Annotated in this window: 11 protein-coding genes; 2 read left to right on the top strand and 9 right to left on the bottom strand. The window is 74.9% G+C overall.

Going from position 1 to position 12,761, the window contains the following annotated elements:
• Positions 1 to 49: 49 nt before the first annotated feature.
• On the bottom strand, positions 50 to 1,186 hold the full coding sequence (locus ACQP2P_RS31985) for a glycosyltransferase family 2 protein (RefSeq protein WP_433607142.1): 1,137 nt from the start codon (positions 1,184 to 1,186) through the stop codon (positions 50 to 52).
• Between the two features lie 13 nt (positions 1,187 to 1,199).
• Between ACQP2P_RS31985 and ACQP2P_RS31980 the strand changes: the two genes are divergently transcribed.
• Complete coding sequence (locus tag ACQP2P_RS31980; protein ID WP_433619343.1) at positions 1,200 to 2,558, top strand: MFS transporter; 1,359 nt, start codon at positions 1,200 to 1,202, stop codon at positions 2,556 to 2,558.
• A 17-nt stretch (positions 2,559 to 2,575) separates the two neighbouring features.
• On the top strand, positions 2,576 to 4,537 hold the full coding sequence (locus tag ACQP2P_RS31975; protein ID WP_433607140.1) for a glycosyltransferase: 1,962 nt from the start codon (positions 2,576 to 2,578) through the stop codon (positions 4,535 to 4,537).
• Here ACQP2P_RS31975 and ACQP2P_RS31970 read toward each other — a convergent pair.
• From ACQP2P_RS31970 to ACQP2P_RS31935, 8 genes are read right to left on the bottom strand one after another with little or no spacing between them, the layout of a single operon-like run.
• On the bottom strand, positions 4,512 to 5,489 hold the full coding sequence (locus ACQP2P_RS31970) for an isopenicillin N synthase family dioxygenase (RefSeq protein WP_433607139.1): 978 nt from the start codon (positions 5,487 to 5,489) through the stop codon (positions 4,512 to 4,514). The genes ACQP2P_RS31975 and ACQP2P_RS31970 overlap by 26 nt on opposite strands.
• A 28-nt stretch (positions 5,490 to 5,517) precedes the next feature.
• Positions 5,518 to 6,741: a glycosyltransferase family 2 protein gene (locus tag ACQP2P_RS31965; protein ID WP_433607137.1), complete on the bottom strand. Its 1,224-nt coding sequence runs from the start codon at positions 6,739 to 6,741 to the stop codon at positions 5,518 to 5,520.
• A 47-nt stretch (positions 6,742 to 6,788) separates the two neighbouring features.
• The gene (locus ACQP2P_RS31960) at positions 6,789 to 7,859 is read right to left on the bottom strand and encodes a VOC family protein (RefSeq protein ID WP_433607135.1); all 1,071 of its coding nucleotides are present in this window, start codon (positions 7,857 to 7,859) and stop codon (positions 6,789 to 6,791) included.
• Positions 7,856 to 8,443, bottom strand: a complete 588-nt coding sequence (locus ACQP2P_RS31955) for an NUDIX domain-containing protein (RefSeq protein ID WP_433607133.1) — start codon at positions 8,441 to 8,443, stop codon at positions 7,856 to 7,858. Before ACQP2P_RS31955 ends, ACQP2P_RS31960 begins: the two co-directional genes overlap by 4 nt.
• Complete coding sequence (locus tag ACQP2P_RS31950; RefSeq protein ID WP_433607131.1) at positions 8,440 to 9,342, bottom strand: SDR family oxidoreductase; 903 nt, start codon at positions 9,340 to 9,342, stop codon at positions 8,440 to 8,442. The genes ACQP2P_RS31955 and ACQP2P_RS31950 overlap by 4 nt, the downstream gene beginning before the upstream one ends.
• On the bottom strand, positions 9,339 to 10,370 hold the full coding sequence (locus ACQP2P_RS31945; protein WP_433607129.1) for an ROK family protein: 1,032 nt from the start codon (positions 10,368 to 10,370) through the stop codon (positions 9,339 to 9,341). The genes ACQP2P_RS31950 and ACQP2P_RS31945 overlap by 4 nt, the downstream gene beginning before the upstream one ends.
• On the bottom strand, positions 10,367 to 11,473 hold the full coding sequence (locus tag ACQP2P_RS31940; RefSeq protein ID WP_433607127.1) for a sugar phosphate nucleotidyltransferase: 1,107 nt from the start codon (positions 11,471 to 11,473) through the stop codon (positions 10,367 to 10,369). The genes ACQP2P_RS31945 and ACQP2P_RS31940 overlap by 4 nt, the downstream gene beginning before the upstream one ends.
• Positions 11,473 to 12,672 carry a sedoheptulose 7-phosphate cyclase gene (locus tag ACQP2P_RS31935; protein WP_433607125.1) on the bottom strand — a complete coding sequence of 400 codons (1,200 nt, stop codon included), beginning with the start codon at positions 12,670 to 12,672 and terminating at the stop codon, positions 11,473 to 11,475. The genes ACQP2P_RS31940 and ACQP2P_RS31935 overlap by 1 nt, the downstream gene beginning before the upstream one ends.
• Positions 12,673 to 12,761: the final 89 nt, after the last annotated feature.

Here is a 12,761-nt window from a genome sequence, read left to right as displayed (position 1 = left end):
TCACCGTGTTGTCGTGTCCGGACATGACAATTGCTGACCCCGTAGGTCCTCAGGCCGGCAGCAGCACCTCGCGGCCGACCCGCCTCGCCTCCCGCAGCACCATCTCCCGGTAGCGCTCGCCCAGCCGCAGCACGCGCGGCGTCAGCCGGCAGCGCGCCACGCTGCCGTCGGGGAACGGCAGCGCGATGCCCACGACGGGCACCGTCTGCTGCGGGTAGCCGCCCGCGGCCAGGCCGTCGAGCTCGGGGTCGCAGACCCGCAGCTGATCGTCGAGCTGCACCCCGACGACCATCAGGTCCTCGCCGTCCTTGGCGCCCCGCACGACGCCGAGCGTGCGGTCCGGCCGGTCGAGGACGGCCTCGACCTCCCGGCGGAACTGCGGATAGGCGCGGTTGGCCTCCCACGAGTCGGCCGAGCGGAACAGCTCGACGTCGAGCCGCGGCCACTTCGACAGGAAGTACCACTTGTTCGCGTCGAACGTCACGGCGTTGGACGCGACATCGCGCACGTGCGGCAGGTGCAGGCCGTAGACGTCCTCGCCCAGCACGATCGGGACCCCCGCCGCGCCGAGCCGGTAGCCCCACTCCTGGTCCTCGCCGCCCCAGCCCTGGAAGCCCTCGTCGAACCACAGCTCGTGGCGGCGGAGCGGGGCGCCGCTCACCGCGACGAAACCGGTCCACACCATCGTCCACGGCAGCCGCACCGGCTCGAACAGCCACCGCTCGTCCTGGCGCAGCCCGCGGGCGGCGTCGAGCTCGGCGAGGGCGGCCCGGTGCCGATCGAAGGACGCGGCGGCCACCGCGCTGCGGTCGACCTTCACGTCGTAGCCGATGAGCTGACCCAGCACACAGATCTCACGCCCGTCGGCGAAGTACCGGGTGCGCAGGCCGCGCAGGGCGTTCGGGGGCAGCGCGACGTCGGCGTCGAGCAGCACCAGGATCTCGCCGGACGCCTGGCGCAGGGCGATGTTGCGGGCGTGGCCGGTGTTCCACTCCCGGTCGGCCAGGACGGACACGATCGTGAGGCGGTCCGCGTACTCCCGGCACAGCGCGAGATACCCGGGGCAGTACTCCAGCGCCCCGACGACCACCTCGAACTCCGAGCGGTCCATCGTCTGCTCGGCCAGCGACGCGAACACCGAGCGCAGGTTCTCCAGGCGCTGCTTGTACGGGATCACCACACTCACCGTGACACTCCTCATGCCGCCAATGTTGCCAACATTGCCAAATTCTGGCAAGCCGAGCGCGGCGCGGGCGCCACCTCCGTGGGACACTGTGACAGCGTCGCTTGTGACGGTCGTTGACGCTTGGGGGTACACAGTGGATGTCAGGCCAGTTGACCGGGCGCGCCTGCTCCGGGCCCGGATCGCCACCTCGCTCGCGTTTCTGCTGTTCGGCACGGCGCTGGGCGCGTGGACGTCGCGGATCCCGGCGGTCAAGGAGCGGCTCGGCCTCAGCGACGGGCGGCTCAGCTTCGCGCTGCTCGCCTTCGCGGCCGGCTGCATCGTCGGGATGTCCGTGCTGGGCCGGCTCTCCGACCGGTTCGGCAGCGACCGGGTCATGGTGCCGACCGCGCTCGGCGAGGGCGTCCTGCTGATCCCGGCGGCGTTCGCGCCGAACCTGGTGACGCTCTGTCTCGTGCTGTTCGTGTTCGGCACCGTCCACGGCACGCTGAACATCGCGATGAACGCCAACGCCACCGAGGTGCAGCGGGCCTGGGGCGCGCCGATCATGTCGTCGTTCCACGCGGTGTACAGCATCGGCGGGTTCCTCGGCGCGGTCGCCGGCGGCCTGTTCGCCCGGGCCGACCTCGGACCCGGCCCGACCTTCACCGGGGTCGGCGCCGCGGTCGTCGTGCTGGCGCTGTGGGTGACCTGGTGGCGGCTGCCGGCCGCCGCCGCGGCGCCGGCCGAGGCGCCCGCGGCGACGCCCGGCGCGGACCGGCGCCCGGTGCGCTCGCTCGCCCTCGTGTTCCTCGGCGTGCTGGCCATGTTCGCGCTGGTCGGCGAGGGCGCGGCGGCCGACTGGAGCGCCGTGTACGTCCGGGACAACCTGCACAGCAGCGCCGGCTTCGCGACGTACGCCTTCGCCGCCTTCTCCATCGCGATGACGGTCGCGCGGCTGTGCGGCGACTGGCTCACCCGGCGGCTCGGCCCGGTGCTGCTGATGCGGATCAGCGGCGTGCTGGCCGCCGCCGGGCTGGGCACGGCCCTGCTCGTCGCCGAACCGGTCGCCGGGGTCATCGGCTTCGCGTTCCTCGGCGGCGGCATGGCCTGCGCGGCGCCGCAGATCTACTCGGCGGCCGGCAACCGGGACCCGGCCCGGGCCGGGCGGGCGCTGTCCCTGGTGGTGACCATCGCCTACCTGGGCTTCGTGCTCGGGCCGATCCTGATCGGCGCGGCCAGCACCGTCGTGGGCCTGCCGGTCGCGCTGGGCATCCCCGTGGTGCTCGCCCTGGTCATGTCGGCCGCCGCCGGGGCGCTGCGGCCGAAGCCGGAGCCGGCCGCCCGCACGCAATCCAGCGATCCGGTGCCGGCGCACCTGGCCGACGAGTCCTGAGCGGAGGAAGAACAGGCGTGCACATCGTCGAGTGCCACTTCGAGTGCAGCGGATACGACGACCATCTCGTGAAGGCGGGCACCTCCGTCTACCTCTGGAACCTGGTGCGCCAGTTCCGCGACCGCGGCCACCGGGTGACGGCGGTGACCGCGTCCCACGGCCTGCTGCCCCGGCTGCGCGAGCGGTACGAGGTCACCGATCTGGGCTGGGAGCGCCTCGAGCACATCCCGGTGCGGCTGGACCCCGCGGTGTGGCCGTCGCACCCGGCCGAGGTCACGCTCACCGTGCGTGCGCGGGCGTGGGGCCTGCGCATCGACGGTATCGAGCTCGTGCTGCTCGACGGCGGCCTGCTCAGCGAGTTTCCCGACGCCTTCTACCCGCCCCGCCGGCTGGAGGGCGTGGACCTGGCCTACCTCAAGCCGCTCGCCTTCCAGGTGCTGGCCGCCCGGTACCTGGCCGACCGGGTCGAGCCCGATGCGGTGGTACACCTGCATGAACCCGTCTACCACCACCTGCTCCCGGCCGCCCTGTCCGCCCGCGGCTTCACCGTGGTCTCGACGGTGCAGACCAACCTGCCCGTCAATGCGCAGGTGTACCGCCCACAGACCCGCGCCCTGCTGGAGCACCTCGGCGCCGACCCGGCCGCGGCCGACGGACTGGCCGATCCGCCGCTGGACGGCGACCTGCACCGGGCCATGCGCGGCTACCTGCCGCGGACCCTGCTCTACAGCGACGGCCCGGGCGGTGACTACATCAGCGTGCTGGCGCTGGTGGTGCGCACGGCCGCGGCGCTGGACTTCCTTTCCGAGGGCCAGCTCGAGCACGCCGTCACCCAGGGCGGCACGCCGTTCGAGCAGCTGTTCCGCGAGCTGGCCGTGCGCCGCGAGCTGCTCGCGCACCGGGATCGGCTGGTGGTCGGCGGCTGCGCGATCGGCGACGAGTGGCACACCGTCGAGCGCAGCCCGCAGCGGCGGGAGGCGACGCTGGCCGGGCTCGGCCTCGACCCTCGGCTGCCCACCGTGTACCACAACGGCCGCTACCAGATCGAGCACAAGGGCATCCGGGAGCTGCTGCGCGGCCTGCGCCTGCTGCTCGACGGCGGGGTCCGGGCCAACGTCCTGGTGCACCTGCTCGCTCCCGGGCCGATCGCCGACGAGGACCTCGCGGCGCTCACCCGTGACCACCCCGACCTGGTCCGCGCCAGCGACGCCCCCATGACGTCGGCCGAGCTGATGGACTGGGCCGCCGCCGCCGACATCTGCGTGTTCCCGGCGAAGTTCGAGATGGACACGTTCCTGATGGCCCAGGGCGAGGCGATGGCGGCCGGCGCGATACCGCTGGCCACCGCCCAGCGCGGCACCCGGCACTTCGGCCACGCCTTCGACCTCGCCGACCCGGGCGCCACCGGGCTGGCCCTGCCGCGCTCGTTCCGGGTGGACGACCGGCTGCTGGCCGCGGCGGTCCACGACGGGCTGCGGCGACTGGTCGGCCTGGTCGCCGACGACGACCCGCTGGTGGCGGCCCTGCGCGAGCGTGCGGTGGCCACGGCCCGGCAGTTCACCTGGGGCCGGGTGGCCGAGCGCTTCCTGGCCGTCTTCGCCGCCTGCCGGCAGGGGCGGCCGCCGGCCGGGGCCACCCCGCTGGACCGCCCGCCGGTCGTCGGCCCTGCGCCCGCGCCGATCGGCGAGGCGGTGCTGGCCGCGGACGGAGCCCGCGTGAGCTGGTCCGGCCCGCCGGTGGGCACCGTCGAGGCGGTCAGGCCGACCGCGGACGGCGGGGTCGTGGTGGTGGCGCTGCGCGGGGGCGCCGGCTCGCGGTACGCCGCCGACCTGCCCGAACCCGGCGGGCCGGTGGCGGTGCTGGTCACCGGCCGCGACGGCCGCTCGGTCTGGGACCGGGCGACGCGTGAGGACGGGGCCGCCGATGGTGGCGACCCCGTCCGAGCCGCGGCGGTCAGGAGAACGTCGGCGTCAGCGTGACGCCGACCTTCTCCAGGATGTTCTCCCCGGCGATGACCGGCTCCATGCCGGCCCCGCCGCCCGCCGGCGCCGGCAACGGTTCGATCCGGGCGTCGGGGTCGGCCTCGAAGAAGTACACCAGCGACACGAGCTCCTCGTCCGGCGCGCTCTCCGGCGGGGCGAGCACGCGGTGGCGCAGGGCCTGCCAGCGCCCGTCGGTCCACCGGTGCATCAGGTCGCCGAGGATCACCGCCAGGGTCCCCTCGACGTACGGCGGGGTGAACCAGCCGTCGCGCTCGTTCCACACCTGCAGGCCGCCGCGGCCGGGCTGCCGGTCGAGCAGGCTGAGCGTGCCGAAGTCGGAGTGCGGGCCGACCCGCATCTGGCCCTTCTTCACCGCGCCGACGTGGTGCAGCGAGGGGTACCAGTTGATGTTCTGGGTCCAGGTGGCCCGCTGCGAGCGCTGCGAGAAGAAGGTCGCCGGCAGGCCGAGGGCGGTGGCGAACACCTCCTGCATGGCCAGCGCCACCCGGGTCATGTGCCCGGTGTACTCCCGCGCGGTCGCCTCGAACTCCGGCATCTCCCGCGGCCACTTGTTGTCCGGGTAGTAGGCGTGGTCGAAGGCCGCGTCACCGGTGCGGTGGTCGGGGCCCATGTGGAACGCCTCGTGCAGGTCGGGCGACATGGTCAGGCCGTCGACCGCGCTCGCCTGCAGCGCGCCGAGGCCGCGCCAGCCGTTGTCGTACGGCCGCTGCACCTCGTACTGCCGCTTCAGCTCGTCCGGCAGCTGCAGCAGGGCGTGGCCCTGGCGGCGCATCCGGTCGGTCAGCTCGGCCGGGACGCCGTGGTTGCGCAGCAACAGGATCCCGGTGAGCCGCAACGCCGCGTCGAGCTCCGCGGCGAGCTCGCCGCGCCGGCGGTCGTCGGCCGACTCCCACTCGGCCAGGTCGAACACGGGTACCGCGTCGTGCATCTCGGTGTCCTCTCTGCTCGTACGGTTGTCACACGCGCGCCGGGTCACCGCTGCGGCGGACGAAGCGCTGCAGATCGCCGATCGGTCCGTCGGGCCGCCAGCTCAGCGCCGGGATGTGTGCGTTGATGAGCTCGCCGTCCTCGCGCAGCGCGGACGACGACGGGTGGTACATGTGCAGCAGCGGGTCGTCGTAGTGGTCGAACGCCGAGTTGATGTCCATCCGGTAGGCGAAGTCGTTGTCCTCGCCGCCCCAGCCCTCGAAGCGCTCGTCCATCCCGCCGATGCGGTGGTACGCGCTGGTGCGCACCCAGACGCAGCAGCCCGGCGGCCGGCGCAGCACGAAGGCCCGCAGGTGGGCCGGGTCGACCGCGCCCTCGCCGCGGCGCAGCCGGGCGTCGATCGCGTAGGCCGTCGACGGCTCGTCGAGGCACCACATGTCCCGGTAGCTGAGGTGGCCCATCGTGCCGGCCCGGCGGAACCGGGCGGCGTTGCGGGCGATGAAGTCCCGGTCGACCAGGACGTCGGCGTCGAGGACGCAGACGACCTCGGCGTTGCCGGGGCAGTTGACGACGGCGGCGTTCACCGCCCACGCCTTGTTGAACAGGCCGCCCTTCTCGGCGAAGAGGTAGTGCTCGGCGTACGGCTCGATGACCTCCTGCCACCGGGGCACCTCGTCGGTCTCCACCACCGCGACCCGGTAGGAGCCGCGCGGCGCGGACTGGTCCCGCAGCGCGGTCAGGCAGGCCAGCAGGTTGCGCAGCCGGTTGCGCGACGCCGTGCGGTCGCGGAACGGCACCACGACCAGGACCTCGCAGTCGCCGGCGGCCGGCCGCGCCGGACCGGCCGGCAGGCGGCGCAGTGCGTCGGGGCCGACCGGGCCGACGCCCGGGTCCGTGCGGTAGCGCGAGCCCAGGTGGATGCCGAGCCGGCAGTTGGACTCGGCGTCCCAGGCCCGCACGAACAGCGGCTCGGCCGCCGCGGCCGGGTCGGCCGCGACGATGTCCGCCAGCGCGGCCCGCAGCGCCAGGTAGGCGGCCGGGTCGCGGGGGTCGGCCATCAGCCGCTCGGCCAGCGCGGCCACGGCCGGGTCCCGGTACTGCCGGGCCGCGTCGGCGACCGCGTGCAGGTACGGCCCGCCGCGGTCCCAGTAGAAGATGCTCGCCTCCGGGCTCTGCGGGTCGGCCGCCAGCACCAGGCTGTCCACGACGGCGCCGGCGAGGGTCTGCGGGTCCGATGGATGGATGAGCGACATGTGAGGGGCTCCCTTCCAGTCAGCGGTCGAGGTGGTGTCGGTGGCGGTCATCGGTCGGTCCACCGCAGGTCGCCGGCGGCGCGTCGGCGGCCGGCCGACTCCCGCTCGTAGGGCAGGGCACCGTCGGGCATCCGGACCAGCTCGATGTGCAGGCCCAGCGGCGAGCGCACATAGACCCAGCGGTCCCCGGCGATCGGGCCGTCCGGGATGGTCTGCGGTTCGCCGAGCACGGTGAAGCCGGGCTGGGCGGCCAGATACGCGGCCGCGGCGTCCACGTCCTCGACGTGGATCGCGAGGTGCCGCCCGCCCACGTCGCTGTTGCGGGGCGGGGACCCGGCCGCGCCCGGGGGCGAGGTCAGCTCGAGGTTGTCGGTCGGGCCCAGGCGCAGCGCGGCGTGCTCGACCGCCCCGCCGGTGCGGTAGAGCAGCTCGGCGCCGAGCACCCCGGTCCAGACGGCGATTGCCGCGTCGAGGTCGGCCACCGTGTACCCGACGTGGTCGACGCAGCGCAGCCCCGGCACCGGCGACGGCTCGGGCCGGCCGTCGTCGCGGTTGGTCCAGTACGGCTCCGGCTCGCACCGCCGCGCGGCCGTCTCCCGCTCGTACGGCAGCGAGCCTGGCGTGGTGCGCAGGTCGATCGGCAGGCCCCAGGGCGCGATGAGGCGCATCGAGCGCGTGCCGGCCTGCGGGGCGCAGGGCGGCGCGGTGAGCACCGGCCCGGCCGGGCGCGCGCCCCCGGCCACCAGCGCGGCCGCCGCCGCCTCGACGTCGTCGACGGCCAGCCCGAGGATCTGGCAGCCGGGCCGCGACGGCGGGGGCGGGACCGGGTCGTGGTCGGGCGCGCGGTATTCGAACAGCTCGAGGTTGGTCCGCGGGCCCAGCCGCACCAGGGCGATCTCCGCCGACGCGCGCGGGTGCACGTCGAGCTTGTCGCGCATCCAGTCGTCGTCGCGGGTCAGCGGCGGCAGCCGGTAGGCCACCCGCCCGCCCAGTGTCCCCACGGCGAAGGCGACGGCGGCGTCGAGGTCCGGCACGGTCAGGGCGATGTGGTCGACCCGCTGCGCGCCGGGGATGCCGGTCACGGCCCGGGTGCTCAGCGATGGTGCGGTGCCGGTCAACGGAGGCTCCTCTCCTGGGCGGTGTGCAGGTCGTAGAGGGCGAGCGCGGCGAGCGACGCCGCGTCGGTCAGCCGGCCCGCGCGCACCAGCGCATCGAGCTCGGCCCGGCTCACCAGCCGCTGGCGCATGTCCAGCTCGGTGGCCTCGCGCTCGGCCGGGCCGGCGGTGAGGTCCTCGGCCAGGAACACGTGACAGCCCTGGGAGGAGTAGCCGTACGCGGTGTGGATGCGGCCGAGGCGGCGCAGCCGGCCGGCCCACAGCCCGGTCTCCTCGCGCAGCTCCGCGGCGGCCAGGCGCAGCGCGTCGGCGTCGGCGTCGGCGACCTGCCCCGCCGGCGCCGGCCCGGCCCAGGAGCCCTGCGGGAACTCCCAGAACCGGTCGCCGACCGGGTAGCGGTACTGCTCGACGAGGTGGAACCCGCCGTCCTGGACCGCGATGACGATCGCGAAGTCGGGCTTGTCGACGACGCCGTAGATGCCGGTGCTGCCGTCGGTGCGGCGCACGGCGTCCTCCCGGACGCTCATCCAGGCGTTGCGGTAGACGGTGTGGCTGCCGAGCTGCCGCACCGCCGGCTCGGGCGTCATACGCCGGCCCGGGCCGGCGCCAGCAGGTCCCGGGCGCCGGCCGCCACGCCGCGCACCGCGATCCCCGCGGTGGCCGGGTGCCGGTGGCGCAGGACGCTGGTCAGGCAGCTGTTGCGGGGCCGGTCGGCGTAGCGCCCGCCGGCCCGGGCCACGCCGGTCACCAGTTCGTCCGGCACGCCCAGCCGGGCCGCGATCGCGCGGGCCCAGTCGGCCCGGGACAGCCGGTCCGGGCCGCCCAGGTGCAGCAACGGCAGGTCGGCCGCGCCGAGCACCGCGGCGGTCACCGCGGCGACGTCGTCGACGAGCACCGGCGTGGTCCACTGGTCGTACGGCGCCGTCACCGGCTCGCCGCGGCGCAACCGGTGCGCGCAGGCGGCGAAGAAGTTGAGCCACTTGCCGCCGTCCTCGGGCTCCCAGCCGTAGACCAGGCTGACCCGCAGGACCGTGGCGCCGGGCCGGCCGGCCAGGGCCCGTTCGGCGGCGAGCTTGGCCCGGCCGTAGGCGTTGGCCGGGGCCGGTGGGGTGGCCTCGGAGGGCAGCTCGATCTCGCCGTCGAAGACGTTGTCGGTGGAGATCAGCACGAGCCGCCGTCCGTCCGCCGCGTCGGCCAGCCGCTCGGCCGCGCCGGCGTGCCCGTCCAGCGCCGCACGCGGGTTGGCGGTGCACCAGGTGACGTCGGAGGGGCCGTGCACCAGCACCATGGCGTCGGCGCCGGCCCGGTCGGGGGCACGGCGGCACGCCTCGGCGTCGGTCACGTCCAGCGGCATCCAGGGGATCGGCACGGCGCCGGGCGCGGCCGGCGGGCGGCGGGCGGCGAGCACGGCCTCGCCGCCGTCGTCGATGAGCCGCGCGGCCAGGGCCCGCCCGACGAATCCGCTGCCGACGATCAGGGTCCTCATCCGGCCACCCCCGCGGTGCGGGCCGGCAGCCGGTGCGCGAGCAGCCGGCCCATGCCGATCAGGCTGTGGTCGTCGTCGGCGGCGCCCAGCGCCAGCATCGCGCGGATCTGCGCCGCGGTGAGCCCGAAGCAGCCGGCCCGGACCAGCTGGTCGCCGAGCACCTCGATGAACCGCGGGCCGACGGCAACGGCGAAGCCGCCGATGAAGAGGTACCGCCGGACGCCGATCGCGGCGAACACCGCCCCGACCGCGGCCGCGAGCGGGCGCAGCGCCGCCTCGAGCACGCCCGTGGCGAACGGGTCACCGGCCCGGATGGCGGCCGCGAGATCCTCGTTGGCGATCTGCTCGGGCCGCCCACCGGCGCCGGCCCACAGCGCGGAGCCGGCGAAGTCGCCGGGGCGCTCGGCCGCGGCCCGCCGGGCGGCGGCGAGCACGCCGCGGCCGGAGGCGATGCCGCCCAGATGACCGCGCCCGCCGCAGTCGCACCGTGGCGCGGTCGCGGCCGGGTCGACCCGCCAGTGGCCGAGCTCGCCGCCGTAGCCGCCCGCGTCGACCAGCACCTCGCCGTGGCGCAACACCTTGCAGCCGATGCCGGAGCTGATCGTGAACAGGCAGAACGGCTCCGGCTCGGCATCGGCGTAGCGCCAGGCGGCGGCGGTGATGTCGTTGGCCACCAGGACCGGCAGGCCGAGCGCCGCCTCGAGGACCGGGCCGACGGCGAGCGGGGCCCCGCCGGCGCCCCAGACGGTGGGTGCGGCCAGGGCCAGGCCGTCGGCGGACATCGGCCCGGCGAACGACAGGCCGACCGCGTCGGCGCCGGCCCCGGCCGGGGAGCCGAGGTAGGCGCCCAGCTCGCCGATCAGCTGGGCGACCACCCGCCGCTGCAGCTCGCCGGCGTCGGCGTGCGGGTGGCGGCCGAGCCCGTCGGTGGGCATGCGGCGCGCGTCGGTGACCGCGGCAGCGCCGCGCTCCATCCGGGCGATGCGCAGGGAGGTGCCGCCGAGGTCGGCGACGACGTCGAAGGTCATCGCCCGGCCCCCTGCAGTGCGGCGGCGGGCTGGACGAAGCCGTCCTCGAGCACGATGGCGCCGTCGATGTCGGCGCCGGCCGGCACCCGCGCGCCCGGCAGCAGGACGGTGTCGCTCACCCGGGCGTCGGCGCCCACCCGCACGCCCGGGTAGACCACGCAGCGCTCGATCCGGCCCTCGTTGACCAGGTCGGCCGGCACGATGCTGTCCCGCACGCCGTCCTCGTCGGCCACCCGCCGGCGGGCGAGCCCGGGCCGCACGGTCCGGGGCAGCGCGTCCAGGGCGAGGGACGGCGGGTCGGCCAGCAGCAGTCCGTGGGCGCGGTGGTAGCGATCCACGGTGCCGATGTCCTCCCAGTATCCCGGCACGAGGTGACCGCGGATCCGCTCGCCCGCGGCCAGCATCGCCGGGATCACGTCGCGGCTGATGTCGTGTTGCCAGTGCGAGCCTTCGAGGCGCTCCAGCCAGCGGTGCAGTACACCCGCGTCGAAGAGACAGAAGGCCGCGAACACCAGGTCGCTGGTCGGCTCGGCCGGCTTCTCCACGAACTCGGTGAGGTTGCCCGCGGCGTCGAATGCGACCATGCCGAACAGGTGCACGTAGCGCATCTCGATCCGCTGGTACGCGATGGTCAGCGCCGCCCCGGACCGCCGGTGCTCGCGCAGCATGTCGCGGTAGTCGAAGCGGTACACGTGGTCGGCGTGCTGCACCAGCACGTCCCGGGCCCCGTCGAACACGTACTTCGCCTTGCTGATCAGGGCATCCGCGGTGCCGCGCTCGGCCGGCCAGGTTCGCTCGGGAAGCTCGGCCGGCAGCTGCCCAGGCGGCGCCGCACGGTAGGCGGCGTCGTACGGGCCGAAGTGCGCCCGGAAGCCGGGTCGCGTGTTCCACACGGTGTGCAGGTCGTCCATCAGCCGGCGCTCCTCGTGCTGCGAGAGGATCAGCACCTCCCGCAGGCCGGACGAGCGGGCGTTGAGCAGGCTGAAGTCGATCAGCCGGGCGGTGCCGCCGAACGGCACCAGCGGCTTGAGCCGGCCCTGGCCCAGCCGGCCCATCCGGCGGCCCTCGCCGCCGGCCAGCAGGACCGCGCGCACGTCGTCCATCACGCCTCCATCCGGGCCGGCTCGGCGACCTCGGCCACGGCCCGCTCGATCTCGGCCGGGGTGACGTCGTTGACGAAGCAGGCGTCGCCGATGCCGGCGGGGAGCGGCATGAGCTGCCGGCCGTCGCGGTGGCGCACGGTGTCGGCCAGGGCGGCCACCAGCAGCTCGGGCGCGCAGACCCGGTGCCAGCAGGGCAGGCCGAGGGTGTCCATGACGGACCGGGCCCGAGCCGCCTCGTCCCCGGTGAGCAGGCCGCGGTTGCGGGCGATCACGGTGGTCAGCGCCATGTCGACGCAGACCGCCTCGCCGTGCAGCAGCTCGGGCAGCGCCGCCATCTCGATGGTCGGCGAGAACGAGTGACCGTAGTCGACCACCCGCTCCAGCCGGTGTTCCCACAGGTTGGGCTGCAGTTCCTGCAGCATGCCGTGGATGGCGCGGTGCATCACGGCCCGCGCCGCCGCCCCGCCGTCCGCCGCGCCGCGCCGCTGCATGCGCTCGGCCACCAGCCGCGGCCCGTGCTCGGCCAGCAGGTCCAGCAGGCCGGCGTCTTTGACCAGCGCGATCTTGAGGATCTCGGCGAGGCCGTTGCGGATGTGCCGGGCCGGCAGGGTGGCCAGGAACGCCGGGTCGACCAGGGTCGCCTCGGCCGGATGATAGGAGCCGAGACGGTTCTTGTACTCGTGGAAGTTCACCCCGGTCTTGGCTCCGATGCCGGCGTCGACCATGCCGATCAGCGTCGTGGGCACCCGCACATACGGCGTGGAGCGGCGGTACAGGCTGGTCGCCAGCCCGACGATGTCGGTCAGCACGCCGCCGCCGATGGCGATCACCGGCTCGCGCCGCCGCCCGACGCCGAACTCGTCCATCGCCCTGACCACCTTGAGCACCGAGTCCATGGTCTTGACCCGCTCGTGCGCGTCGATCAGGCAGATCTCGTGGCCGCCGCCGTACGCGGCCAGGTAGCGGCGCAGCCGGTCGCCGAAGAGCATGCCGACCCGCTGGTCGACCACCACGAGCCGGCGGCGTGTCGAGTCCGGCGTGCCGGTGGCGAGGAGGGCGGGGTTGCCGGGGTCCAGCAGGTCCTGGCAGACCCGCACCTCGTAGCTGACCAGCCGCCGCGCGGTGACCCTCCAGTGCGGATCGGCGTTGCCCTCGCCGGAGGCGAAGAGTCCCTCGGAGGCACGCTGTGCCGATGACACCGTCAAAGTGGACATGGTGATGTCGTTCTCCTCCCACGCGCACGGCCAGCCCTGCCGCGCGCCGGTCGGCGAGCGGGCAGCATGATTGC

The organism is Dactylosporangium sp. CA-139114, assembly GCF_050955725.1.
Taxonomy (GTDB): domain Bacteria; phylum Actinomycetota; class Actinomycetes; order Mycobacteriales; family Micromonosporaceae; genus Dactylosporangium.
The sequence above is the reverse complement of the archived record's forward strand: the minus strand, read 5'-3'. Positions and strand labels throughout refer to the sequence as shown.

Bases quoted from the DNA above. Each gene is read 5' to 3' on its own strand.
- ACQP2P_RS31980 (WP_433619343.1), top strand. From the start codon at position 1,200: ATGCCGCCAATGTTGCCAACATTGCCAAATTCTGGCAAGCCGAGCGCG.
- ACQP2P_RS31970 (WP_433607139.1), bottom strand. From the start codon at position 5,489: ATGCACGACGCGGTACCCGTGTTCGACCTGGCCGAGTGGGAGTCGGCC.
- ACQP2P_RS31965 (WP_433607137.1), bottom strand. From the start codon at position 6,741: ATGTCGCTCATCCATCCATCGGACCCGCAGACCCTCGCCGGCGCCGTC.
- ACQP2P_RS31955 (WP_433607133.1), bottom strand. From the start codon at position 8,443: ATGACGCCCGAGCCGGCGGTGCGGCAGCTCGGCAGCCACACCGTCTAC.
- ACQP2P_RS31950 (WP_433607131.1), bottom strand. From the start codon at position 9,342: ATGAGGACCCTGATCGTCGGCAGCGGATTCGTCGGGCGGGCCCTGGCC.
- ACQP2P_RS31945 (WP_433607129.1), bottom strand. From the start codon at position 10,370: ATGACCTTCGACGTCGTCGCCGACCTCGGCGGCACCTCCCTGCGCATC.
- ACQP2P_RS31940 (WP_433607127.1), bottom strand. From the start codon at position 11,473: ATGGACGACGTGCGCGCGGTCCTGCTGGCCGGCGGCGAGGGCCGCCGG.